The following is a 24820-nucleotide window of genomic DNA, read 5'->3' as shown; positions in this document are numbered from 1 at the left end:
CTAAAAAAAATCAACGACCACTCTAAGATTGGTCATCCGATAAACCAACTATATATAAAAACGTTTCACCCACAATGGTTCTAGAACTAGTTGGCGCATGTACCAGCACCTTGAAACCTGTGCCATCATGGTACAAGTTGTACTACAAAAAAAGCCTCGAAAGGCTTTTAAATCGTGAGCGTACCAATCAACTTCGCTGAGGCAGCAGCAAAGCCAAGGTATAAAGAAATCGTACCAGGATCACTTTTTGTCGAGAAATCGGAATGAACATAAGCAAAATCCTCTGGTGTAACATAGAAGGAATGCTGCGTTTCTTCAGCAGCAGCAAGATTGATTTTTTGCCATTGCTTTAATTCTCTCATCGGTCGTGCCACTTCAGTAACATCGTCTCTGCTATAGAGTTGCAAGGTCGTCGTATGCGGCACATCTCCCTCATTTTTCAGCGTGCATCTGATCTCAAATGGCGCATCCTTTTCCTGAGGATTAATGATTTGAGTGTGGGTGATCGTGCATCGACCATAGCCCATTCCTGAGCCAAAAGAAAAGAGAGGATCGTTTTTTTCATCCATATAGCGCGAAATATATTTTTGATCACTATTCTCTTCTGTCAATGGCCGACCTGTAGAGAGTTGAGCATAGGTCATCGGCAACTGTCCTTCTGCTCGAGGAAAACTCATAGCTAAACGTCCTTGCGGTTCAGACTCGCCCATCAACAAATCTGCCAATGCATTACCGCCTTCTGATCCAGGGAACCAAGCAATCATGATGGCTTGACAAAGAGGCTCGATGGCGGACAAAACCAGTGGTCTGCCACAGAAAAGAATCGTTGCGATCTTGGGATTGACCTGACTAACTGCTGCAACTAATGCTTCTTGATTTCTTGATAGAGAAAGTTTGGTCAAACTTGCCGCTTCCCCCGCTTCCTCACTGGTTTCCCCCAGAGCCAACAAAACGACTTCAGATTGTTCTGCTAATCTACACGCTTCCTCAATATAGGCTGCCGTCAAAACTTTCCCATCAGGATAAGGCAAGATAGTGAGGTCAATCTCTTTTTGAGAAAGACCTTTGGCTAATGAAACTGCCTCTTCCTGTTTGCCGATCCACGACCAAGCCCCTAAAAGATCCTTTGAATCTGCTTTTGGACCGATCAGCGCCACTTTTTGTTTTTTCTGTAAAGGCAATAATGCTTGATTTTTCAAAAGGACTGTTGTTTTCTTTGCTGCTTCTCGTGAAAGCAGACGGGTTTCTTTTAGGAGTCTAGGTGCTAAGTTTTCCGGTGTTAACCCTCTATAAGGGTCTTCAAACAGGCCTAGCTTGTTCTTTAAATGTAACACATGAAAAACCGCCTTATTCAACTGCTCATTCATAGCAGGATCTGCATCAATGATTTGTTCTAGTGCATTTAAATAGCAATCACTCATCATATCCATTTCGACACCTGCAGTAAAGGCTTTTTTCGCTGCTTCCGTTCGATCAGCAGCCACACGATGGGCCATCAATTCAGCCACAGCTGACCAATCTGAGATGATCAAGCCATCGAACCCAAGCTTTTCTCGTAATACATCCTGCAGCAATGGTTGATTGGCTGTAGCTGGCACACCATGGATCGTGTTAAAAGAAGTCATGACCAATTCTGCACCAGCTTCAATTGCTGCCTGAAAAGCGGGCAGATAATTTTGGTAAAGCTCAAGATCAGACAAATCGACCGTATGATAATCCCGCCCACCTTCTGCAGCGCCATAGCCGACAAAGTGTTTGACACAAGCAGCAATTCGCTGTTTATTTTCTGCAAGGGAAGCAGTTCCTTGATACCCTCGTACATAAGCAGCCGTCAGCACCTCAGATAAGGTCGGATCTTCTCCATTACTCTCTAAAACCCTTCCCCAGCGCGGATCTTTGACATGATCCGCCATTGGTGAAAACGTGACATGGATACCCGCTTCTGCCGCTTCCTTTGCCGAGGCTTTTGCGACTTCTTCCACTAATTGCGCATCAAAGGAGGATGCTAAGGCCAGTGGAATTGGGAAAATCGTTTCATATCCATGGATAACGTCTGCCATAAAAATAAGGGGAATTTTTAACCGACTTTTCTCTAGGTAAGACGTTTGGATCGTGTAGACTTGTTCAGCAGTATGGGTTCCCAACACTGAACCAATCGTCCCTAATTGTTCTTCGCTCATTTGCCATTGCTGCATCGGGCCGGTGATTTCTCCTCCTTGTGCAAAAAAATCTGGCGTTAGTTGAACCAATTGGCCCACTTTTTCAGCTACGGTCATTCGGTCAATCAGTTTTTTTAGTTTTACGGTTTCCACTATTCTTCTCTCCAATCATTGGGCTCTCTTCTTTTGCTTGTCGAAATTGCCTGATTTGCGCCTTCTCGACAGAAGCAAAAAGGTTTCTATTCCTTTCATTTAGTATAATTAAAAACGTTTTCAAAAATAGATTGTTTTTATACTTTGGTGCAACTCTTCGTAGAAAGGAAAAATCATCATCATGGTACAAGGTGTACCACAAATATGTATAGCACCAAATCTCCTGATACATTCGTCATTGTCTCTTCCACGTTTCTAATAAAAAAACAAACAGCCGGATCCTCCCAACAAAGGAACTTCCTTTTGATGGAATGAAGCTGTTTGTTGATTTATGATTAAACATACAAAAAAATCCGTTTCCTATTCTTCTGCTGTTAAAGAAAACTGACGAACCGTCTCCGATAACGCTTCCACTAAGAAAAGGCAAGGAATTTGTGTCGTCAAATCTTCATATTTGTTGATGCGTTTTACATCAACCAAATAGTCCAAGACGTAATCGGACATCCGTCCCAAGGTGCTGTTGGCATCACTGGTGATCGCTACCGTGGTGAAGTCAGGATTGTTACGAAAGCCATTGACCACTTCAATGATCTCAGTGGTCGTTCCAGTAATTGAAAGGACAACGATCATATTGTCTGAAGTATGTTTCAGCTTCGCAAAGATTGGATAGGTATTATCCACCAAAGCATAACTATTAAATCCGATCGTAGCAAAACGGCGAGCAGCATATTCACACATTGAACCTGACGCACCGATGCCATAAAATATAATATTCTCACATACCAGCATTCTTTCAGCGATTCGCCGGATTTTTCCTTCGATGTCTCGCGGGAAGCGTTCCGGATCCAAAACGGTCATACTGCTAAAAAAACTGACCGCCTCTAACTCAGGTGCTTTGAACTGGGTACGAAATTCTGTAAAGCTCTCATACCCTAATTTACGGATAAAGCGCATAACAGAAGAAGCTGAGGTGTGGGATTCAAGCGCGATCTCACGGACCCGCATATAGGGAATCTTATCACTTTGGCTCGACATATAATGATAAATCGCACGATCGGTCTCTGATAACTCATTGAAATCGATTTTTCCAAAAAAAGACATAGTAAACGCTCCTATTTTCTCATTCTCCTATCAATGTACCACAAGCTAGCAAAAACATCACAACTGTTTCACAAGAAATAATTCCATCGGTTGTTCAAATCCGGGAGAATTCAAAAGCAAACCGCCGGCATCTTGATACCCTAATTTTCGATAGAAATGCTGGGCATTTTCATCGACTTGTGTGGACGTCATACAAAGAGCATGCCCTGCTTCTTTTTGCTGTTGTTCCCAGTGATCGACCAAACACTTCCCAAATCCCCTACCTTGATGGGATTCGGCGATTACTAGCATCGTACAAAAAGGAATCGTATCCCAGAAAAAATTATAGCGTAACAACCCAATTGGCTGTCCATTATCGATCAAGACATAAGCCGTTTGTTCAGCTACCTTTTTGAAGAATCGTTCCTTTGGCAAATGGGTATCCAATGAAAGCCAGAAGTCTTCATCTGTTGCTACCGCCAGTCGAATCGCAATCATGATTTTTACTCCTTTTCTTTGTTATTCTGCATTTTATCTCTGAGGAAGCCGTTTGTTTTAGTCGCTTACCTTCCCTCGGTAGTCCGAAAGCAAGGTAAGAAAGGCATCGCCATATTTATCCAATTTGTTTTGCCCGACACCTTTGATCTGTAAAAATTCGATTGGTGTTTTTGGTTGCACTTCTGCTAATTCTCGCAGGGTCTTATCAGAAAAGACGACATACGGTGGCAAGTTTTGTTCTTGTGCGAGATTCAATCGTAAGGTGCGCAGTTGATCGAACAGTTCATCATCAACCACTAACTGTTTGACTTTGGTTTGTTTTCGATAAACTTTCGCTTTTCCAAGCAATACATCGATACCGGCATTTGTCACACTTAGCAATGGGTATTGCCCTTCGGACGGCAAAAGGTACCCGGAGGCTGTCAAGTAATCGATCAGCTGATTGACTTCCTTTTGGGACCAATCTTTCATTAATCCATAAGTCGGTAATTTTTCAAAGCCCCACTGTTTGACTTTTTGATCGCCTGAGCCAGTCAGCACTTTCCCCACCAAGGCTTTCCCGAAGCGTTCGCCCATTCGTTTCACACATGACAACACTTTTTGTGTATCCACGGTGATATCCACTTGTTCTCTTTCATCGAGACAATTGCTGCAACGACCGCAATCGGGTCCATCTTCTCCGAAATAACGCAAAATATAGCGTTGCAAACACAGCTGAGTATGTCCGTATTGGCTCATCTCCCGCAACTTCAAGTATTCGTTTTGGCGATAAAGAATATCTGATTCGGATTGATCGATAAAAAATTGCTGAATCTGCATGTCTTGCGGAGCATAAAGTAAGATCGCATCACTGGGTTCGCCGTCTCGTCCGGCACGCCCGGCTTCTTGATAATAAGACTCCAAATTTCCAGGTATCTGGGCATGGATCACAAAGCGGACGTTGCTTTTGTTGATTCCCATCCCGAATGCATTGGTCGCTACCATCACTTGCAGGCGGTCATAAAGAAATTCTTCTTGGAAAAAGGAGCGCTCTTCTTCTGAAAGTCCGCCATGGTAATACCCGACAGAAACATGTTCATGTTTCAACAGCTGATAGATCCGTTCCACTTCTTTGCGGGTGCTGGCATAAATGATACCTGATTGTCCTTGGTTCATTTTCAAATACGTCGTAATGTAGGTATCTTTTTGATCTTTGACAACTTGAAAAGCCAAATTTTCCCGAGCAAACCCGGTCTTGACTTGATTTTCAGCAGGAATTGAAAGTAAGTTTTCAATGTCTTCGGCAACTTTAGGTGTAGCTGTCGCCGTAAGGGCAACAATCGTTGGCTTTTGCTCCCAGTTTTCGATCGTTTCGGCGAGTCGCAGATAGCTCGGGCGAAAATCATGGCCCCATTGGGAAATACAGTGGGCTTCATCAACGGCCAATAAAGCGATCGGCATCTGCCGCAATGAGTAGCGGAAAGATTCTGAGTCTAAGCGTTCTGGCGAAACATACAGCAGTTTGATCCGCCCTTGGCGTACTTCTTGCAAGCGCTGGTTGATCTGTGCCCCTGTCAAGGAAGAATTGATATAAGCTGCTGGGATCCCCATATCAACGAGGCTATCTACTTGGTCTTTCATTAATGAAATCAAAGGGGAGATGACCAAGGTCACTCCATCCAACAAAAGCGCTGGCAATTGATAACAAATGGATTTCCCTCCACCTGTGGGCATGATCCCCAAAACATTTTGTTGTGTTAAAATAGATTGAATAATCGTCTCTTGACCTTCACGAAACTGTGAATAGCCAAAATGTTCTTTTAAGACTGTTTGAATAGTTTGCATAATACCCTCTTTTCCATTTCCTTATTATACGCAATTAAGTACGCAAAGAAAACGGCATTAAGAGAACTTTCGCTTTTTATTCGCTTTTCAATGAAATCAACCAAAGGAGTCTTCTACTATGAAAAAAGTTGTGATTATCGGCGGTGGGATCATCGGTTTGACCCTCGCCAATTATCTTGATAAAACCAAATTTGACGTGACTGTCATTGATTCCCTCATCGGTCAAGCAACATCTGCCAGCGCTGGCATCATTTCCCCTTGGCTATCCAAACGCCGCAATAAAAAATGGTACCAGTTAGCACAAGACGGCGCCGCTTTCTTCCCGAAATTGGTACGGGATTTTGCTTTAGATGAATCCATCTATGCCCCCTGTGGCACTTTGGTGGTGCGACCAGAAAAAGCGCTTCAAGAACTGGCAGAATTAGCTGAAAATCGACGTAAAGCGGCACCAGAAATCGGCGAAATCGACTTACTGACGGGCCCACAAACCAAAGAGGCATTGCCGTTACTAAAAGAAATGCCCTCTTTACGAATCACAGGCGGTGGCCGCTTAGATGGTCAGGCTTATCTTGCCCACTTAAAAGCAAACGCTCAGCAGCAGCAAGTGACTTTTATTGAAGAAAAAGCTGAGGTCGTCAGAAACGACAACCATTGGCAAATCAAAACCAAGGATCACTTTCTTGAAACCGAGATTCTTTGCCTGACAGCTGGACCGGGATTGCTAGACTTATTATCACCTTTAGGTTATCAGGTCGATATCCGTCCACAAAAAGGCCAGTTGCTTTCCTTTGCCACCAACCTGCCGACAAACAGTTGGCCGGTCGCCATGCTAGAGGGTGAAGGTGACTTGATTCCCTTCTCTAATGGTCAAATTTTACTAGGAGCCACCCATGAAAATGATGCGGGTTGGGATTTAACGCCTACGGAAGCTGCCAAACAGCAATTGATGACAGGAATCGGTGCTTTTCTTGAAGACCCCGAAGCACTCTATGCAACGCCAATGACTATGCGAGTCGGCACACGTGCTTACACCTCTGATTTTGCACCTTTCTTTGGGGAAGTGCCTGATGAAGCAAATTTGTTCGCCGCCAGTGGACTTGGTTCTTCTGGGTTAACGACCGGGCCTTATATTGGTTACCTGCTAGCCAATCGGATTAATGATACGCACACTCAACCAACAGATTTCTCAATTTACACCAAGCCGATGACAGAATATATCAAGAAACGACTTTGACAGGAAACTGCTAAAAAACCACCAGAATCGTTACGGTCTGGTGGTTTTGTTGTTTGATTCTTATAAAATTACGGACAATTTCTAGCTACTAGCTAAACATATTCTCCAGTTTCCCAATAATCGAGTAAGACTTCATTGATGATCTCACGATCCAATGGTTCTCGCATATCATCATCAAAGGCATCTTCGATCGGGACATCGCCAACAGCTTTGATACAAACTGGAACGACGGGATCTGGGTGATCTTCTGCGGTCAACACTTTTTCAATTTTGATCTTATGCGTCCAATCTGCCCCCATATCATAAATGTAGGTCATGGACTTGCAATACTGAAAATCTTGGTCAATACCGGAAGCATCGGTTGGAACGGAATTGCCTAAGCCGATCGATTTCGAACCGGCAATAAACAAGTACAAATGTTGATTCATCCACTCAAAGGCAATCTGGATCAACATATGCAACTGCTCATAGGTCACTCCTGCAGGAATGATCAAACGACGCCAAATTGGCGGACGGTATCCTTCTAAATCAATACGAACTTGATAGGCGACCGGCGTATCCGCCGTATCATCAAAAGCCGTATGTTTCGTTGGAAATGGGACGATTTTTGGCGAGATTGCAGCAATACGCGGGTCATCAATGGGCAATAGTTCATGTTCTTCGGGATCGGTGTCTTGAATCATCGCTAACATCGCTTCTTTCTTTTCAGCTGACCAAAACTGTGGTTTGGACATCCGTGCGAAAAAGATAGGTTGTTTTTCAGCCAATACAAAGGCGATTTCTTGGTATTGCGATTTGGTGATGTGCTTTTCTTTGTACATGCAGTAATAAAAGTCTTCAATGGCTGTTTTGGCAAACGGAAGAAAATTTAAACTGTACGGTACTTCATGGGGAAGCATATCTGTATATACCCACTCAATGAAGGCTTTGTCTTTTAACTTGGGCATGCCGCCCTCTTTTTCCGTACAAAAGATCAAGTAAAAAACAGGATCTAAGTAATGTTCAAGATCGTCGTCACTAACCACACTAGGTCCGCCATACAAATCAACGTGATCCATCATGCGGTCAATCACTTTCGCTAATTTCTTCAATGTTTTTTCCAAAAAAATTCTCGCTCCTTCCTATCAAGTTTACTTTGACGAAAAGAGCGAGGATTGTCAATCTTTTTTTTAATGGGAGAGCATTTCCTGTGCAATTTCTAATCCGCTCATCCCCGTTGGATAATAGGTCGGCCAATGTTCCATTTCCTCTAGTAACGCTTCATGACTCTCGTTACCAAAGTAGATATGGAAATGATGGGATGCGCCAGGAGCGATCATATGGTCACTAAATTGGATATATTTGAATGCCGCATCTTCATCGGTGCTTTCAAATAAGAAGCGCACACCACGATTGCCAGCTGAGTAGTTCAAGATCTCTTTGCCAGAATACACATAATTGGCTTCTTTCTCGGTACCATCATCGAAAATAAATGTCATTGTGTTGTCTGTGATCTTGATCTGAGCAACATCTGTTTGATAACCAGTCGTGTAATATTCTTTGTATTCGTCAGCCGTCATTTTCTTGTCCATTTTTGCTTTATAATCAAACACTTGGTCCAGTGTTCCGTCTTGTAAAAATGGATAAACGGATTGCCAATCTCCTGCCCAGTCAGATAAAGCACGGTCTTTTACGTCGGCATCCTCAAAATAGCCGTTATAAACTGTTTTTTCTTTTTCAGCTTCAGCCATTTCTTTGTCATTTGCAACATCGGTGGTTTTTCTCAAAGCATCACGGTTTTGTTCCATAATCGAAATGTAGTCTTCCCCGTTGTCCATCTGTTCTTGGGTCAACCCTTCTAATGGATTCAAAACAGCCAATTCGACGCCTGCTTCTGACGCTAACGTTCGGGCAATGCTGTCTTTGGCGTTTTCTTCAAAATAGATCGTTTGAATGCCTGTTTCTTGGACGAACTCTTTTAGTTCTGCGATTCGTGAAGCGGAAGGCTCTTCACTTGGTGAAAGACCTGAGATTGGCACTTGCGTTAGCCCATACTCCAAAGCTAAATAACCAAAAGCAGCGTGTTGGGTCACGAAATGATTTTGCGCTGGATTGCTGAACGCTTCTTCATATGATTCATGGAGGTCTTGTAACTGTGCCAAATAATTCGCCGCATTTTCAGCAAAGGCTGCCGCTTTCGCTGGATAAGCCTCACTCAGCTGGTCACGGATCGCCTCTACTTGTTTCATGGCTAAGCTTGGAGCTAACCAGACATGGGGATCTAATTCATGAGAATGACCATCATCGCCATGATCGTGGTCATGATCGTGGTCGTGATCATCGTCACCGGGTAACAGGACCATTCCTTCGGTGGCTTTGACCACTGTCACGTCTCCATCATTTAATGTGGCTTCAATCGAAGGAACCCACATTTCCATATTTTCATTGTTGTAGACAAAGACATCCGCATCTTGGATCTTTGCCATGTCCTTTGCGGAAGGTTCATAATCGTGGGAATCAGTACCTGCGGGCATCAATAATTCAACCTCCCCTTCATCCCCTACAACTTGACGAGTAAAATCATACATCGGATAAAACGTAGCCATGACCTGAATTTGTTCATTCTCAGAGGAGGCGTTTCCTGATTGCTCGGTCGCATCAGATCCTCCTTGTCCACAAGCAGCCAAAGTCAGGGCCACAGCAGATAACATAGTTATTTTAAAAAACTTCTTCATTTTTGAAAATACACTCCTTTTTATTTTCCTCTTTTTCTTCCCTTTGGAAAAACGCTGATAAATCAATTACGATTTACAAAAACAAAACGTAACGTTTACGTTTTACCATCGGTTTTATACTTTACACAACTATTTGAATCCTGTCAACTTCTTTTTTAGATGTTTTTTTATATGTAAAAACCTTCATATGTACCACTGCTGATATCACGGAAGGATCGCTAAGTAACTCCTTTGATTCGTAGGAATCGAGCGATTTGCAAAAGTCACTATCTATTGTCCTTTGTCGCCTCCTATGCTACACTCGAGGGGTAATTGAATAGAAGATTATCCACTAGGGGCGCTTTATGCTGAGATAGACGTATGTCTGGTCCCTTAGAACCTGATTTGGTTAGTACCAACGTAGGGAAGTGGCAGCGCATGATTTTTCGCGTTCCCATTTTTTCTGTCTACGTGTGGATAGAAAAAGGAGGAACGCTTTTTTTGTAGACAGAAAAACCATCGAGAGGAGAAGAGAAAAATGGCAAATAAACCAATCGCCTGTGCAAAAGATGGAATCGATATCACGGGGTGCCGTGTGAGCTTGTACCCAATGAAAGACCATTTCGCGCAACAAATTTTAACAAGTATCGAAAAAACGAATACGAGTGCTGTTTGGCAGCAAACCGACCTGTTTAGCACCCTTTTTCGTGGGGAAGCGCCCAGTGTCCTAGACGCAGCAGCAGCGCTATTTATCAACGCCTACGAATCCAAGACACACCTCGTGGGTGAGTTTACCTTTTCCAAGGGCTGCCCCGGGGACACTGCAGGGGACACGTTTTTGAATGGCGAACAGGCGCAACCCAATAAAGGAAAGAACCTTGCGAATGGTGACTTTTTGGTTGATTGCAAATATTCGTTTTATGTATTTGGCGAAAATCATTATATGGAAGAAATCGCCACGATCGTCCAGCTGGCAGAAACTCATGGCTTGAGCCCTCGTTCCGCTCACTATGTGACGATGCTGACGGGATCAGCAAGTCAACTCTTTGCTTATTTTGAAGCCGCATTAGCTTATGCTCATGATCATCTCCCCCACTATGTTCTGGAAGCAACGGTTTCAGTCAATAGCCCTTCAAAAAAGGAGGCGATGCCACATGACTAAGTGGGCGTTGAAAGATGTCATCATGGTAGGAATTGCTTCGCTGATTTTTGGCGTGATCTATCTTGGGGCTGTCCATTTCGGATTGCTATTAGGGACACTTCTAACCCCCTTTGGTTTATCTGTCTTAGCCAATGAGTTTATCTTTGGTGTTTGGTTCATGGCGGCAGCTTTTGCCGGATATGTGCTACGTAAGCCGGGGGCAGCTACGATCACTGAAATGATTGCGGCTCTTTTAGAAGTGTTTATGGGGAATTTTTATGGACCTATTATTTTTATTAGTGGTTTTGTACAAGGGATTGGAACCGAGGCCGGCTTTGCATTAGGCCGCTACCGCCGCTATGGCTGGTTTCCTTTAGTTACTGGAGCCGTGGGCGCCACGATCACGAGTTTTCTTTGGGGGATTCTTCGATCAAATTTCGTTGACTTGCAATGGCAGTTGCTGTTGGCGATCTTTCTTATTCGCTTGCTTTCTTCTTTGTTCTTTTCAGCCTTTTTGGTGAAGATCGTCTGTGACCATCTGGCACGAATGGGAGTCCTCAACAGTTACCCTATCGCTAACGATCAAACGATCACTGTCCAACGGGAAATCGTATGAGTCTGTTAGTAAAAAACGGCTGTTTTTTGGTGGATCAAAAGCGACTTGAATTGACTCTGTCTTTGGCCCCTGGTGAAACAAAGGGAATTTATGGTGCTTCAGGATCAGGGAAAAGCACCCTTTTCCATCTCTTAGCGGGACTCAACGAGAAGGGGTTTGATGGAGGGACGTATACGATTGACGGCCAAACGATGAACCAGCTTTCCATTCGGGAAAGAAGCACGACCGTCAGCTTATTGTTTCAAAATCCTGATATGCAGTTTTGTATGGCAACACCTCGAGAAGAGCTGCTTTTCTGTTTAGAGAATCAATGTATTCCCCAAAAAGACATGCCAAACAAAGTGGCTGACGCTTTGGCATTTTGCGAGATCACTCATCTTGCAGATCAACCTTTCACGACCTTGTCTGGGGGTGAAAAACAGTTAGCCGCATTGGCTTGCTGTTTAATCCTAGAAAGCCAATACTTGCTTTTGGATGAGCCCTTTGCGAATTTGGATGCGGACACCAGCAAAAAAGTCATCCGAAAACTGCAGCACATTCAACAAAAGAAAGCCATTGGTATTTTATTGATCGACCATCAAATCAAAGAGACTGCTAACTGGGTCGATGAGTGGCTATTGATTGAAGAAGATTTCAGAATGATCGATCAAGCAGCGATCCGTGACCTTGATCAACACATGCGAAAGACACTGCCGCTTGCAAAAATCAAGTCGTCTTCTAACAAAAAACGGCTATCTTTTCAGCAATTCCGATTACCGATCCGCAACCATGAGATTGTTTTTCCCAATTTTGCATTTGATGGAGGCACGCTGATTGGGATCACTGGACGCAGCGGCAGTGGCAAATCTTCGTTTTTAAAAGCTATTTTGCAGCAGCATGCCTACAAAGGGGATATTCTCTTGGCAGGTCAACCAATCAAGAAGTATCCGTCACCTTTTCGCTCCATCAGTTGGATCATGCAAAATCCGCAAGACCAATTTTTGGCTGCCACCGTTGCCCAAGAGCTTAGCCAAGGTAGCGCCCCGACCGAGAGCGAAAAGCTACTAGCAAAATTACGCCTGCAAAATAAGAGCACTCAGTCACCTTTTCGACTGAGTCAAGGACAGCAACGGCGCTTGGCTGTTGCCTCTTTACTGCAACGCCCGGTCGACCTGCTGCTCGTGGACGAACCGACCTATGGTCAAGATATCAAACAAGCTTGGCAGATCATGCAGCTATTAGCCGAAAAAGCAACCACTGGCACGTTAGTTTTGATCGTTAGCCATGATATCTTGTTATTGCAACAGTTCTGCTCCCAAATCATTGATTTCAATCTTTATGAAAAGGAGGATGCAGATGCGCACGCTAAATCCAACAGTCAAATTATTCGCCATTTTAGGGCTCGCCTTACTGGTTTCTTTTCAAAATAATTTCGGATTAAACCTGCTACTCTCGGTCCTGTTCTTTGGTATTACTGTAAACGAACGCTCCTTGAAAAAAAGTCTTTTGCTCTTTTCTGCATTGACACTGGCAGCTACAGGGGTCTTTTTCACTGGACTCCTTTATTACCAAGGCAATCAAGGCGGTCCTTCCTCTGCAGCAGCTATTCGCTATGGTCTTGATATGGCAAGCCGTATCTATTGCTTTGGCATTCTAGGAAGCTCCTTCAGTGTATCCACCACGATCAATGAATTGATTTATTCACTGCAGCAACAGCTGCGTCTGCCTGCCGTTTTTGCCTACGGTCTACTGGCTGCGTTTCAAATTGCTCCCATTATTCCAGCAGAGTATCAGAATATCCGTAATAGCATGCGTTCCAGAGGAATCTCGGTCAATCCGTTTTCATTTAAAATGCTGATCCCTTTATTGGTCAAATCGATTCGTTGGTCTGAATTATTGGCGACTGCCATGCTTTCAAGAGGTTTTGACAGCGAAGCCAAGCGAACTTACGCAAACACCTTTCGCGTCACTTTCATGGATGCACTATTTCTATCCTTATGCCTGGTAATGGGACTGGGGGGGACACTCATCCTATAATCAATTAAGAGAGAAAAAGACAAAGAAACCCTGACGTTTCTTTGTCTTTTTCTATATATTAAGAAGTGATCGTCTTTTTTACTGAACCAGATTTTATTTGATAAAACGTGACGAACAAGGTCGTTGCTAAAATATACAAGGCGAAAAGCAGATACATGTTTTTAAACAGCTGGATCGTCGTTTGATTCAACCAAGCCCCAACTTTTGGGATATAAAAAATCGGCTGGCCAATCACTTGGCTTTTTTGAATTTCTTTTGGCTCCATCTGGTTTTGATTGTCACCAATGGTGTACAGTACTGATTGGTTTTCCGCAACCGCAACGATTCTCCGGGTCCGCATTTGTCTACCTTGATCGACATAATACGTTACTTCGTTGCCAACCACTAAATTATCTTCTGAAGCATTTTTAACAAAAAGCAGCGTTCCTTTAGAGTATGTCGGTTCCATTGCATCACTCGTAACAATAGCCATTGTGAAACCAAATGCATGCGGTATTACAACAGTTAGGACAGATAGCAGCATGAACATCAGAACAAAAAGTGAGAGCATGATACTTTGTTTTGGAAAAAGCTTCATTCTTTCCTCTCCTTCTAAACCTCAGTTTATTTTATGATTCTATAACATAATTCTTTTTTTTCAAATATTTAAAAACGATTCATTGAATTTTTATACGCAACTCTATCTATTATTATTTGACTTTATTTAATCATATATATTATGCTAAAGGCGATTAAAAAACAGAGGAGAAAAAATATGCCTTTTTTAAATAACAAATTGTTTTTAAAACGTTGGATCCCCTTCATCCTTCTGGTTCTATTTTTACTGGGAAGTATCGTCTCTTTTCTCGTTCTTTTTTTATTCCCAACTTCTGATATCCATGCAGTGGAGAAAAAGGAAGATTGGATTTTCTATGCCGAGGACAATCCCGAATCAACTTTTATTAGTCGTTATGTGAAACATTTACCTAGTGTGAAAGCCAATGATCGTTTTGTGATGAAGCGAAAAATGACCAATGATTATAAATACCCTACGATGTTGCTAATTGGCGACCACCAACACATGACCGTCTATCTCGATGATCAAGAAATTTACACCAACGAGGAGCCAAATGATCCATTGACTCTCAATCATCCAGGTAAAACACTGGCCTTTATTACCTTACCTGAGGATTACGTTGGTAAGACATTAAAAATATACGTAACTAGCCCTTTTGACACCTATTCCGGATTTCCCGCCGAAGTCTTTTTTGGACCTGCAAATGCACTGATCGGCTATGTCTTCAGTCTGTCAATTTTAAATATCTATATCCTCTTATTTACAGGATTTATTTGTATCATCAACTTGTTTTATGTCATCGTTTCTTTTATCAATCAACGAAAGCTTAAATTGTCTTCTATCCTATTCAGTGGTTTTGCTTTAACTGCAGGTTTGGAAGCAGGCTTTAGCGATATGCTTGGTGGACTACTGTTTCCTCCAATCGTGAATTCTGCGATGTTAAATATTCTTTCTATCATTACGCCAATGTTTCTGATTGGGTTTTACTGTACAAACATGCACTTTGTTCGTAAGTATTACCAGAAATGGTTATATTTTCATTACTCCTTCGGTCTCTTTGCGATCCTTTTCGCTCTTTTTCAAACAAAAAGTTTACCCACTATCATGAATTACATGTTTTTACTGAATATCACCAGCACCTTTGTTACTTCTTTTGCGGCGATTTATGAAGCATTGAAAAAAAATCCATTTTTTGTCATTTGTGCACCTTGGATCGTCGTTGCGGCTATCGGTCATTGTTTCTTGTATATTCAGGATATTTTAGTTTTGCCACAATCTGATGTCAATTGGCGTTCGATCATCTTTTTCTTACTAATTATCATCTTTACTTGTTACGGCTTTCTTGAACTCTTTTTTTCCAGCGAAGGCAAAAACAAGCGGATCGATACGGCAGATATCAAACTCCGTCTTTATGAGAAACAGCAAGCGAATAACCCAGAACAATCATTAAAAATGCAACAAGTTTTGCAAGCCATCAAAAAAAGAACTCATACAGTCAAGGACATGTTGGAAGATCAACAATTGGCAGCGGCGTACGAAGGTCTTTGTGAGATCGAAGAACAGATCAAACAACAGCTAACACGTCCATCCGTTGAAAAAGAATCACTCACAACGATGCTGATTACTAATTATCAACACACAGCTACTCAAAAAAGAATCACCTTTGCCTGTGATGGCATCATAGAACCACTGGAACAATTGGAGGAAAATGATCGTCTATCCTTGATCGCTCATTGCCTAGAGTACGCCATCCGATACACTTGTGCGATCACTGATCCTCAAAAGCGAAGACTCGCGTTGAGGGTGAATGACACGAACGGCCAGTTGCATATCGACTGCCAAATGCCGCTTCTCTCAAATGAAGAAGCAGAAAAACTACAGAACGATGAAACCAAACGACAGGCGATGCAGGCTGACATGCAAATGCTCGAACAACTTTGTTTAGCCTATCAAGGAAGTATCCGGATCGAAGAAACTAACGGGCTACACCTCTTGCATTTGACACTTAGGGCGAAGATAGATCCGCTGTCTTTCGACTGACCGTCTTGCTACATTAGTCTTAAAGGAGCGATTTTAAGAAAAAGCGAAAAAACTCTTGCTTTTTTCGCTTTTTCGCTTTAGCATGATAAAGAACAGCAACAAGCATTGGAATAGTAGTTTTATAATGGTCTTAGAGAGTCGATGGCAGCTGAAAAATCGATACCCACTGATAAAATGAACCTACCCAATGGCAATGACCGCAAAACGGTCGGTGGAAAGGCCTTATCCTTTACGAGTTGGATTATCACGATAGATAATCAACAAAGGTGGTACCGCGAAATCCAAGCATTTCGTCCTTTTTTAGGACGAGATGCTTTTTTATTTTTTTAAGGAGGAAAAAGAATGACACAAAAAAATGATTTTACAGAATGGTATATTCAAACGATCCAAAAAGCCGAATTGATGGCTTACTCCCCAGTGAAAGGCTCCATTATTTTCCGTCCTGACGGCTTCGAACTTTGGGAGCACATCCAAGAAGAGTTCAATCGATTCTTGAAAAAAGAGGGCATTCGCAATGCGTACTTCCCAATGCTGATTCCGCAAAATTTCTTTATGAAAGAAGCCGATCATATTGAAGGGTTTGCGCCTGAATTGCCATGGGTCACAGAAGTCGGCAATGAAAAATTGGAAGAACCTTTGGCCTTGCGACCAACCTCAGAAACCATGATTGGCTCTGCCTTTTCTGATTGGATCAACTCCTACCGTGACCTGCCTTATGAAATCAATCAATGGGCAAACGTCTTTCGTTGGGAAAAGAAAACATTGCCTTTCTTGCGTACCTCAGAGTTTTTATGGCAAGAAGGTCATACCGCTCATGAAAATGAAGAAGATGCACGTCAACGCACCATGAAAGTCTTAGATGAATATGCCCGCCTTTGCGAAGAATTCCTAGCGATCCCTGTTTATCGCGGACAAAAAACCCCTTCTGAGCGTTTTGCTGGAGCAGTTGATACTTATTCAATCGAAGCGATGATGAAAGACGGTAAAGCAGTCCAAGCAGGAACCAGCCACTACATGGGGACAAAATTTGCTGAAGCATTTGATATTACGTATTTAACGAAAGAAAACAAGCATACCCATGCCCACACAACCTCTTGGGGTGTCTCTACCCGCTTGTTGGGTGCCTTGATCATGACCCATGGCGATGAAAATGGTTTAGTTTTCCCACCAACCATTGCACCAACCCAAGTTGTGTTGTTACCAGTCGGTCCTTGGAAAAAGAATCCAGCCATCTTAGAAAAATTAGAAGAACTGTATGCCAACTTTAAAGCCAAGGGCATTCGTGTTCGTTTGGATGATTCTGATAACTCACCTGGCTATAAGTTCAACGAATGGGAACTAAAAGGCGCTTGCTTGCGAATCGAATGTGGCCCAAGAGATTTAGAAGCTGGCAAAGTGATGGTCAAAGTCCGCGACCTGGCTGACAAGCAAACGGTGGCGCTTGAGGACTTAGAAGCCTTCGTTGATCAAGAACTGCAAGCAATGACCCCACGCTTATTGCAAGCGGCGAAGGAACGGAACAAAGAAAATGAGTACACCAACATCGATACATTAGATGAACTAAAAGCACATATCGAAACGTGCAAACAAGAAGAAAAAGTCACTGGCTTTGTCTTGATCGGTTGGGACGGCTCGGAAGAAACGGAAGCGAAAATCAAAGAAGAAACCGGCTTTACTACCCGGAACATTCCGTTTGAAGCACCAATTGAAAAAACAGTCGATATCGTCAGCGGAAAACCTGCCAAGCATACCGTTTGGATCGCCCGCGCATACTAATAGAAAAACGAAGCAGCCAGAATTGAAAAGGCTGCTTCGTTTTTTGATTAATAAATCAATGAAAGAAAATCTTCAGGCGTGATGTTGCCAAAATATTTTTTGACATCAATGTTGGCAATGACTTGTGCCAAATCTTCTTTCGCATAGCGAGTACCGATCAGGGCTTCTTCTACATCCGCAATGTCCCCTAAGCCGAAAAAGTCACCAAAGATTTTGGCATCCGTAATTTTTCCTTCTGCCACATTCAAACGAACTTCGATGGATCCGATTGGAAAGCGATGACGGCGTTCAATATCAAAGGCTGGAGATTTACCGTAATTCCAATCCCAGTTGCGATAATACTTATCGGAAATCTCATTGATCTTGACCCAATCTTCTTCTGTTAATTCATAAGTTTTGACTTCTTCAACGGAATCGACACCAAAAATCTTCAATAAGATTTCTTGACGGAACTCTTCAGTCGTCATGTCTTGCTTCTCTTTTGGCAAGAATGGTTTGATGTTGGTTACTCTTGAGCGGATCGATTTGATACCTTTTGATTCGATTTTGTCTTTGCGGACTTTCAATGCGTTGACCACTTCATTGATGTCACTGTCAAACATGATCGTGCCATGAGCAAACATCCGACCATTCGTTGCGTACATCGCATTCCCAGAAAACTTCATGTCATTGATCACAAGGTCGTTGCGGCCTTTTAGTTGCGCTCCTTCAACCCCCATCTCATGCAAGGCTTGGACGATTGGTTTCGTCAGCTTTTCAAAATCTCTGAAAGAATTGCCATCGTCAGGCATAATAAAACTAAAATTCAAGTTTCCGAAATCATGATAGACTGCACCGCCGCCGCTGAAGCGACGAACGACATGAATCCCATGTTCATCCACATATTCCTTATTGATCTCTTCGATCGTATTTTGATTGCGTCCAATGATAATCGATGGTTCATTAATGTAGAAAAGTAAGATGGGTTCATCCACTTTCATTTCTTGAAGAAGAAAAATCTCGATGGCTAAATTGATGCGTGGGTCGTTCAGTTCATTTGGTACAAAAAGCATACTATTCGTTCCTCCTAATTAGATGATTTCTACTATTTTTTGAACAGCCGCCAACTCAACAGGGATCCCATTAGCAGCTAGTGCAGCCTCTTCTCGTAACTGTTCTAAGTCACCATGTTGCGGCAAATGCGTCAACATTATTTTTTTCACCTGCGCTGCATGGGCAATCTCCCCTGCTTCTTGTGAAGTAAAATGAGCCTTGTGCCGCTCATTGCCTGCAAAAAGATAGGTATCTGCCAAAAACAGGTCAGCTCCTTGTGCAAACGGAACAAAAGATTCTAAATAGCCAGAGTCTCCAGTAAAAACAAAGACCTTGCCGGTGTTTTTCTCAACAAATCGCATGGCATAGCAAGTGACTGGATGGATCGTCTTCATAAAGGTAATGATGAACGGGCCTAATTCCAATGACTCCGTTTGGAGATAATCAATTCCTTGAGTCACTCCAGGCATCGTCAAGCTTTCAAAATGAACCGTATCCTCCCCATGGCCGTAGATCGGCAAAATCTGGCGTTCTTCGCTTCCAGGATATAATTGCCAATAGTATTGCAATACCCCTAAATCCGCAATATGATCGTGATGGTAATGCGTCAAAATCACTGCATCTAAGTCTAAGGGATCAAGGATTTTTTCTAGTTGGACCAAGGTGGTACTTCCCGCATCAAGCAGCAAATGAAAGCCTTCTGACTCAACTAAATAGCCAGTAGTCCCTTCACCGTTATACGGATAGGCACCTAAACAACCTAAGACAGTTATTTTCACTTGTGTTTCCTCCTCTTTGGCTCAAGCTGATTTTCTACTTCTTTAATGCTATCACATCTCTGCTGATTTGACTAAAATCTGAACATTTTTTTTTGCGAAAAGTATCAAGAAAATGAGAAAAAAACGACGTCTATTGATGAATCCCTTGAATGAGTGTTCTACTCTATCCTTAAGGAACCATTCCAATGGTACGTCGTTTTTTTTGCTTACCTAATTAGCGCTCGTTGTTCATTGATCAATTCTTCATAGAATGCTGCGTTCACCGCATACGCATAGGCGTTTGCCCACAACATCCCAATTATAAGCGCCAAGAAACCCAGAATAAACCAGCCAATCAATGATAATTGCAGCCAAATGTATTGGCCCAGATGTGGTCGCAAGAGAGCAAAGGCTACTTTGATAGACTGAAGAACCCCTAATTCCGGCTGATCATAGCGTAGATAGATTGCTAATTGGATCACACCAGTAACGACTTGCGACAAAAAGAAGAACAAGATGATGGAGAGAATCGTCCCAACCACAAAAGCGATCGAACCGTTAAACATCGATACATCAATAGAAATTCCCCGATTAAAATTAAATACCAAGCCCAAATATTGATTAAGGCCTGATAAGACAAATTGCGGCAAGAAAATCGCAAAACTCAAAAGATAATTTAAAAGCGCGCTCACTAAATTTAGTAGCAAAAACGGTACATACAGACGCTTATCAAAGACTAGAAAAATATCCGCCACCTTGATTCCTCTGCCACGAACCAGATAGAGTGCCATAATACTCAATGCTACTGAAAAAGCAAAGAAGACAAAATTGTCCAAAATAAAATCAAGCCAATTTCCTGCGTTGTTTGTCCCTACGGAAGAGCCTAAACTACTGAACAGTGAATTGACGACCGCTTGTACGGCAACCGTTGCTAAAATACTTAAGACGAATGTTCCCCAGAATCCGCGCAAGGAGTTTTTAGCCGTCTCTCGAATCATTGTATTTGATCTCATAGACTCACCTTAATAACTGCGCAATGCTTTAACGGTTTTATCGTCTAAGCGGCGAACCACTTCCGTTACAAGCTTGACTGTATTGAAGTAGTCATCCTCATGAATGACAGAAGTATGAGAATGCAGGTAACGAACTGGCACAGTAATAGCGATTGAAGGAACCCCATCACGAGTCAAATGCATTTGACCAGCATCGGTTCCCCCACCAGTGATCACGGTATATTGGAAAGGAATTTCCATCTCTTCGGCGACATCGATCACAAAATTCAATAATTTCTTATGAGGAATCATGGAAGCATCGAAAATCAAGACTTGTGGGCCTTTGCCTAACACAGAATCCGCTTCTTTTGGTGTCATTCCAGGTGTGTCCCCAGCGGTACCAGTATCTAGGGCGATAGCGATATCGGGATTCACTAAGTGAGTGCTTGTTCGTGCCCCTCTTAGGCCAACCTCTTCCATCACGTCACTGCCGGCAAACAAGCAGTTTGGATGTCCTTCGGCTGCCAAGGTTTCTAATACCCGTAGTGATACCGCCGTACCAATTCGATTGTCCCATGCTTTGGCTAGCAAAAATTTGCTGTCGTTCATCCGTTTGTATTGGATATAGGGGGTGATCATATCTCCAGGACGGATCCCCCAGCCTTTGGCTTCTTCTTCACTTGAAGCGCCGATATCGATGAACATATCTTTGATATCGTAAGGTTTGTTTCGAGTCTCTGGACTCAAGACATGGGGTGGTTTTGAGCCGACGACACCGTGGATCAATTTGCCATCATTGGTTTTGATCTCGACTTGCTGTGCCAGCATCACTTGCCCCCACCAGCCACCAAGGGTTTGAAATTCAATAAAGCCTTTTTCCGTAATTTTCGTTACCATAAAGCCGACTTCATCCATATGTCCCGAAATAAAAATTTTCGGACCGCCGCCATCACCAACATGTTTCGCAATGACACTTCCTAAACCATCAAAAAAGATATCTTCAGCAAAGTCTTTGGCATATTCTTTAAAGACTTCACGCACTTCCTCCTCATTCCCAGGAACCCCACGCGCAGTCGTTAGGTCTATTAAAAGCTGTTCTTCTTTTTTCTCCATCTTGCTTCCTCCTTTGTCTCATTGATTATGATTATACCATTCTCTTAATCTAGTGCCAGAGGGAAATACAAAAAGATTGGTTAAATGAAAAAAACGATCCTAGTTTCCTAGAATCGTTTTATCGTATAAATAGATCAAGTTTCAATAATCCGCAGACACAGCTTGACGGTAATCAAATAGGCAAATAGATAGACAACTGCTGCTACTCCTGCAAACAAATGAGCGACCCAATACCCGGGACTGTCGATGATCTGTGTGAAGGTATTGATAGCAAATACCGCATGCAAAATCGCTAATAAGGTGCCGGGCATAAAAATCCAAATGTTTTGCCAGTACACCAACTTGCGCACTTCGTTACGGGTGTAGCCTAATTTTGTCAATAGTCGGTAATTGTGCTTTTCCCGCTCCGTGTTAGAAAATTGTCGAACGATCAAACTACTAGACGTGGTGATCAAAACGATCACCCCAACAAACAGCGATACGAACAAAATGATTCCTGCTTGTCGCCGCACCCCCCGCATTGTTGTAAAGCGATTGGCTAACGTTAGCCGATAAGCGGTCGTCTGACCACTATCATTGCTTGAATCCCGTGCGGTCTCTGGATAAAAGCGTACGTTTTTTTGGTCGTCGCTAAATTCATAGGTCAAAGGATGCGCCCACTCGATCGGCAATTCTTCATCTAACAACTGCGTTAGCGCTTCTGTTTGCACCTTTTCGGTTTGCAAATAAGCAATGCTATAGGTGAATCCCTCGATTTGTTGGTACGCATCATCTTGAATGACAAGGACATTTGGCAAAGAATAGCGCAAGGCATAATCCCCAAAGTAGTCCTGCTGTGCTTGGATAAGTTTAAACTCATGTTGACTGCCAACTTTGACTTCATCCCGATACGTGACAAATGAACGAGTCACGTCGTACTGACTATCAAAAAGGACCGCTTGCTTGTCTGTACTCAGTCGAATTTCAGGAGCATTTGGAACCAGTTTTCGTAGACGCTGATAATCAGAAAGTGCCACCAGATTCACCATCATATTTTCTACACTTTCATCTTGCAACTCTCCTAGGTAGCGAGTCTGCACCGTCATATTGGTCATTTTGTAAGGAATCGTTTGCTCCGCTGTAATTGGCATACCCGACTTTTCTAAAAGGGTACGCAAGGTCCCCGCCTGCTCTCCTGACACTTGAAAAGAGGTTGGGTAGATACGGTTCGTTGCTTGGTAATTTAATGAGATGACCCCCATTGTTCCCCCAATCAGTGAGATCGCGATCGCGGTAATGATCGTCAAAAGGGCATAGCTTTTCCACGTCCTTTGCAAGTATGCACGCACGTTATTGTAAGCAATCAATTTTGCCCCTTTAATGAGGTGTTTTTTGGGTTTGCTCAAAAAATACAACAGTGCCGGCAACGTACAATCAAAAAAGAGATAGGTTGCCGTTACACAGCAAAATAGAATCAGTAATGGGATCCATAGAATCGCTGAAAAGTCTTGCGTATACGTGATATAGTTGGTCCATGTTTCCCGCAGGGTTAATGACAGATAGTAGCCTACTCCAAGTAGAATCAGACCTAGAACCCCCATTAAGGAACGAAATGGAGTCATTTTCATTTTTTTGATCGGTAAGCGATATTCGGTCTTGATCAATTCACTCATTGGGGTACGCCAAACAAAAAGGATCACTTGAATACTCAAAATGATCATCGCCGCGATAAAAACAAAGACCGTCGAAAAAATCGATTGTGGGGAATTAAAGAAATGACTGGTTAAATTCAGGCCCATTGCCCGAATCAAAATCATTGAAAAGAATTTCGAAAAAATAATTCCCATAAAAATACCGGTTACTAAAGAGAAAAAATTCAGTAGAAACGTTTCCCGCAGCAGCAACCAAGCAAGACGACCTTGACGTAACCCCAAAAGCTGATAGACACTGATTTCCTTTTGTCGCTGGCTAAGAAAAAAATGATTGGCACTCAGCATAAAAAACAAGACAACAAATGCTACCACACTGCTGCCGAATCCTAATACCCCTTCGATCCGGATATCTTGCTGAACTCTTTGATTCAAGAGACGATCGTTCATCAAAGCATTAAATGAATAGAAAATCATCACGGCAGTCATCATACAGATAAAATACACCATATAATTGCGAAACTGCCGCAAAAAACTCCGCCAGCCGATTTTAAACAACATGGCGCGGACCGCCTCCAATCGTTGCCTGCATATCGATGATTTTTTCGAAAAATTCCTGACGACTGCCTTTTTTGACAACTTCTGCAAAGAAGACGCCATCGCGGATGAATAAAATCCGATTGCAGTAGCTGGCGGTGAAAGGATCATGAGTGACCATCAAGATCGTTGTTTTCTCTTGTTGATTGATTTGTGCCAAATACCGTAACAATTCTGTCGCCGCTTTTGAATCAAGGGCTCCGGTGGGTTCATCAGCAAAAAGGACCGCCGGACGACTGATGATTGCGCGAGCAGCAGCGACCCTTTGTTTTTGCCCTACAGACAATTCTTCTGGGTAACGATCCAATAAGTGTTCGATCCCTAACAAATTGGCGGTCTCCTCGATACGTACTTGGGTTTCCTTCACGGGCAAGCGATCAATGGCTAACGGAAGCAGGATATTGTCTCTGGCTGTCAATGTCTCTAAAAGATTAAAATCTTGAAAGATGAAGCCAATCTGCTGACGCCGAAAATCGCTGAGGGCTTTTTCCGACATTCGGGTAATGTCTTTGCCATCGATATAGATCGAGCCTAAGCTAGGTCGCATGATAGAAGACAACAGATTCATCAAGGTCGTTTTCCCAGCACCGCTTGGTCCCATAACCCCAACAAATTCTCCTTGATCCACTGCAAAAGAAAGGTTATCTAATACTTTGGTTTGATTGAATCGAGTGCCGTAACTTTTGGTAAGATGCTTCACATCAATCATATTTTTCACATAGAACCCTCCTTAAAAAAAATTCTCTCCTTATGGTAGCATACTTTTCATTGAATCGTTCTGCTTAAAAACAGAGAAAAAATAAATTTAAAAAAGTTTTTTATTCATTATGTGAAACATGGAACAACCAAATCCTTAATCTTATCAGTTTTCTCAGAAAACACCCCAATGAATATACACCATATATTGTGTATAT

At 42.7% G+C, this 24820-nt stretch carries 20 protein-coding genes, 1 riboswitch and 1 other annotated feature; of the genes, 7 read left to right on the top strand and 13 right to left on the bottom strand.

The features are described from left to right. Positions 1 to 167: 167 nt before the first annotated feature. The 4 genes from FJU10_RS07420 to recQ form a co-directional block, all read right to left on the bottom strand. Positions 168 to 2312, bottom strand: a complete 2145-nt coding sequence (locus tag FJU10_RS07420; RefSeq protein WP_140965548.1) for a glycoside hydrolase family 3 N-terminal domain-containing protein — start codon at positions 2310 to 2312, stop codon at positions 168 to 170. Positions 2313 to 2672: 360 nt separating this feature from the next. After that, positions 2673 to 3413: a MurR/RpiR family transcriptional regulator gene (locus FJU10_RS07415; protein WP_140965546.1), complete on the bottom strand. Its 741-nt coding sequence runs from the start codon at positions 3411 to 3413 to the stop codon at positions 2673 to 2675. Between the two features lie 57 nt (positions 3414 to 3470). Further along, positions 3471 to 3890, bottom strand: a complete 420-nt coding sequence (locus FJU10_RS07410; protein WP_140965544.1) for a GNAT family N-acetyltransferase — start codon at positions 3888 to 3890, stop codon at positions 3471 to 3473. Positions 3891 to 3947: 57 nt separating this feature from the next. Continuing rightward, entirely contained in the window at positions 3948 to 5714 is a 1767-nt protein-coding gene (gene recQ / locus FJU10_RS07405; RefSeq protein ID WP_140965542.1) for a DNA helicase RecQ, read from the bottom strand. A gap of 118 nt (positions 5715 to 5832) precedes the next feature. Between recQ and FJU10_RS07400 the strand changes: the two genes are divergently transcribed. Further along, positions 5833 to 6948 carry an NAD(P)/FAD-dependent oxidoreductase gene (locus FJU10_RS07400; protein WP_140965540.1) on the top strand — a complete coding sequence of 372 codons (1116 nt, stop codon included), beginning with the start codon at positions 5833 to 5835 and terminating at the stop codon, positions 6946 to 6948. A gap of 92 nt (positions 6949 to 7040) precedes the next feature. On the opposite strand, the gene FJU10_RS07395 is transcribed toward FJU10_RS07400, so the two are convergent. Both FJU10_RS07395 and FJU10_RS07390 read right to left on the bottom strand, forming a co-directional pair. Further along, on the bottom strand, positions 7041 to 8051 hold the full coding sequence (locus tag FJU10_RS07395; protein WP_081118489.1) for a plasmid pRiA4b ORF-3 family protein: 1011 nt from the start codon (positions 8049 to 8051) through the stop codon (positions 7041 to 7043). 66 nt (positions 8052 to 8117) lie between these two features. Beyond that, a complete protein-coding gene (locus FJU10_RS07390) occupies positions 8118 to 9662 on the bottom strand; it encodes a metal ABC transporter solute-binding protein, Zn/Mn family (RefSeq protein WP_140965539.1) in 1545 nt (514 codons plus the stop codon). Positions 9663 to 9985: 323 nt separating this feature from the next. After that, positions 9986 to 10085, top strand: a riboswitch (TPP riboswitch). 94 nt (positions 10086 to 10179) lie between these two features. Between FJU10_RS07390 and FJU10_RS07385 the strand changes: the two genes are divergently transcribed. Genes FJU10_RS07385 through FJU10_RS07370 form a run of 4 tightly spaced genes read left to right on the top strand, consistent with a single transcriptional unit; the run spans position 10180 to position 13414 of the window. Further along, complete coding sequence (locus FJU10_RS07385) at positions 10180 to 10803, top strand: YkoF family thiamine/hydroxymethylpyrimidine-binding protein (protein ID WP_140965537.1); 624 nt, start codon at positions 10180 to 10182, stop codon at positions 10801 to 10803. Next, the gene (locus tag FJU10_RS07380) at positions 10796 to 11398 is read left to right on the top strand and encodes an ECF transporter S component (protein ID WP_077453856.1); all 603 of its coding nucleotides are present in this window, start codon (positions 10796 to 10798) and stop codon (positions 11396 to 11398) included. The genes FJU10_RS07385 and FJU10_RS07380 overlap by 8 nt, the downstream gene beginning before the upstream one ends. Continuing rightward, on the top strand, positions 11395 to 12807 hold the full coding sequence (locus FJU10_RS07375; RefSeq protein WP_140965535.1) for an ABC transporter ATP-binding protein: 1413 nt from the start codon (positions 11395 to 11397) through the stop codon (positions 12805 to 12807). Before FJU10_RS07380 ends, FJU10_RS07375 begins: the two co-directional genes overlap by 4 nt. After that, positions 12734 to 13414: an energy-coupling factor transporter transmembrane component T gene (locus tag FJU10_RS07370; protein WP_140965533.1), complete on the top strand. Its 681-nt coding sequence runs from the start codon at positions 12734 to 12736 to the stop codon at positions 13412 to 13414. The genes FJU10_RS07375 and FJU10_RS07370 overlap by 74 nt, the downstream gene beginning before the upstream one ends. 58 nt (positions 13415 to 13472) lie before the next feature. On the opposite strand, the gene FJU10_RS07365 is transcribed toward FJU10_RS07370, so the two are convergent. Next, positions 13473 to 13991 (bottom strand): signal peptidase I, encoded by a 519-nt coding sequence (locus tag FJU10_RS07365; RefSeq protein WP_077453859.1) that lies wholly within the window; start codon positions 13989 to 13991, stop codon positions 13473 to 13475. A gap of 177 nt (positions 13992 to 14168) precedes the next feature. Here FJU10_RS07365 and FJU10_RS07360 point away from each other — a divergent pair, with 177 nt between their 5' ends. Then, complete coding sequence (locus FJU10_RS07360) at positions 14169 to 16010, top strand: hypothetical protein (RefSeq protein ID WP_223272991.1); 1842 nt, start codon at positions 14169 to 14171, stop codon at positions 16008 to 16010. Between the two features lie 96 nt (positions 16011 to 16106). Continuing rightward, positions 16107 to 16311, top strand: a binding site (T-box leader). Positions 16312 to 16352: 41 nt separating this feature from the next. Then, complete coding sequence (proS, locus tag FJU10_RS07350) at positions 16353 to 17786, top strand: proline--tRNA ligase (RefSeq protein ID WP_086292643.1); 1434 nt, start codon at positions 16353 to 16355, stop codon at positions 17784 to 17786. Between the two features lie 47 nt (positions 17787 to 17833). On the opposite strand, the gene FJU10_RS07345 is transcribed toward proS, so the two are convergent. The 6 genes from FJU10_RS07345 to FJU10_RS07320 all read right to left on the bottom strand — a co-directional run bounded on the left by FJU10_RS07345 (position 17834) and on the right by FJU10_RS07320 (position 24624). After that, the gene (locus FJU10_RS07345; protein ID WP_077452469.1) at positions 17834 to 18838 is read right to left on the bottom strand and encodes a lipoate--protein ligase; all 1005 of its coding nucleotides are present in this window, start codon (positions 18836 to 18838) and stop codon (positions 17834 to 17836) included. Positions 18839 to 18856: 18 nt separating this feature from the next. Continuing rightward, the gene (locus FJU10_RS07340) at positions 18857 to 19597 is read right to left on the bottom strand and encodes an MBL fold metallo-hydrolase (RefSeq protein ID WP_140965528.1); all 741 of its coding nucleotides are present in this window, start codon (positions 19595 to 19597) and stop codon (positions 18857 to 18859) included. Between the two features lie 206 nt (positions 19598 to 19803). Further along, on the bottom strand, positions 19804 to 20589 hold the full coding sequence (locus tag FJU10_RS07335) for a DUF975 family protein (protein ID WP_223272990.1): 786 nt from the start codon (positions 20587 to 20589) through the stop codon (positions 19804 to 19806). A 9-nt stretch (positions 20590 to 20598) separates the two neighbouring features. Then, positions 20599 to 21681: a M42 family metallopeptidase gene (locus FJU10_RS07330; RefSeq protein WP_077452472.1), complete on the bottom strand. Its 1083-nt coding sequence runs from the start codon at positions 21679 to 21681 to the stop codon at positions 20599 to 20601. 134 nt (positions 21682 to 21815) lie between these two features. Beyond that, complete coding sequence (locus FJU10_RS07325) at positions 21816 to 23870, bottom strand: FtsX-like permease family protein (RefSeq protein ID WP_081118479.1); 2055 nt, start codon at positions 23868 to 23870, stop codon at positions 21816 to 21818. Continuing rightward, positions 23860 to 24624 (bottom strand): ABC transporter ATP-binding protein, encoded by a 765-nt coding sequence (locus FJU10_RS07320; protein WP_005236606.1) that lies wholly within the window; start codon positions 24622 to 24624, stop codon positions 23860 to 23862. The genes FJU10_RS07325 and FJU10_RS07320 overlap by 11 nt, the downstream gene beginning before the upstream one ends. Positions 24625 to 24820 lie beyond the last annotated feature (196 nt).

The sequence above is a fragment of the Enterococcus sp. OL5 genome, from assembly GCF_006491895.1.
Taxonomy (GTDB): Bacteria; Bacillota; Bacilli; order Lactobacillales; family Enterococcaceae; genus Enterococcus_D; species Enterococcus_D innesii.
The sequence above is the reverse complement of the archived record's forward strand: the minus strand, read 5'-3'. Positions and strand labels throughout refer to the sequence as shown.

Bases quoted from the DNA above. Each gene is read 5' to 3' on its own strand.
- FJU10_RS07400 (WP_140965540.1), top strand. From the start codon at position 5,833: ATGAAAAAAGTTGTGATTATCGGCGGTGGGATCATCGGTTTGACCCTC.
- FJU10_RS07365 (WP_077453859.1), bottom strand. From the start codon at position 13,991: ATGAAGCTTTTTCCAAAACAAAGTATCATGCTCTCACTTTTTGTTCTG.
- FJU10_RS07375 (WP_140965535.1), top strand. From the start codon at position 11,395: ATGAGTCTGTTAGTAAAAAACGGCTGTTTTTTGGTGGATCAAAAGCGA.
- FJU10_RS07345 (WP_077452469.1), bottom strand. From the start codon at position 18,838: ATGCTTTTTGTACCAAATGAACTGAACGACCCACGCATCAATTTAGCC.
- FJU10_RS07325 (WP_081118479.1), bottom strand. From the start codon at position 23,870: ATGTTGTTTAAAATCGGCTGGCGGAGTTTTTTGCGGCAGTTTCGCAAT.
- FJU10_RS07335 (WP_223272990.1), bottom strand. From the start codon at position 20,589: ATGAGATCAAATACAATGATTCGAGAGACGGCTAAAAACTCCTTGCGC.
- FJU10_RS07330 (WP_077452472.1), bottom strand. From the start codon at position 21,681: ATGGAGAAAAAAGAAGAACAGCTTTTAATAGACCTAACGACTGCGCGT.
- FJU10_RS07390 (WP_140965539.1), bottom strand. From the start codon at position 9,662: ATGAAGAAGTTTTTTAAAATAACTATGTTATCTGCTGTGGCCCTGACT.
- FJU10_RS07360 (WP_223272991.1), top strand. From the start codon at position 14,169: ATGCCTTTTTTAAATAACAAATTGTTTTTAAAACGTTGGATCCCCTTC.
- recQ (WP_140965542.1), bottom strand. From the start codon at position 5,714: ATGCAAACTATTCAAACAGTCTTAAAAGAACATTTTGGCTATTCACAG.
- FJU10_RS07410 (WP_140965544.1), bottom strand. From the start codon at position 3,890: ATGATTGCGATTCGACTGGCGGTAGCAACAGATGAAGACTTCTGGCTT.
- FJU10_RS07385 (WP_140965537.1), top strand. From the start codon at position 10,180: ATGGCAAATAAACCAATCGCCTGTGCAAAAGATGGAATCGATATCACG.
- FJU10_RS07380 (WP_077453856.1), top strand. From the start codon at position 10,796: ATGACTAAGTGGGCGTTGAAAGATGTCATCATGGTAGGAATTGCTTCG.
- FJU10_RS07370 (WP_140965533.1), top strand. From the start codon at position 12,734: ATGCGCACGCTAAATCCAACAGTCAAATTATTCGCCATTTTAGGGCTC.
- proS (WP_086292643.1), top strand. From the start codon at position 16,353: ATGACACAAAAAAATGATTTTACAGAATGGTATATTCAAACGATCCAA.
- FJU10_RS07415 (WP_140965546.1), bottom strand. From the start codon at position 3,413: ATGTCTTTTTTTGGAAAAATCGATTTCAATGAGTTATCAGAGACCGAT.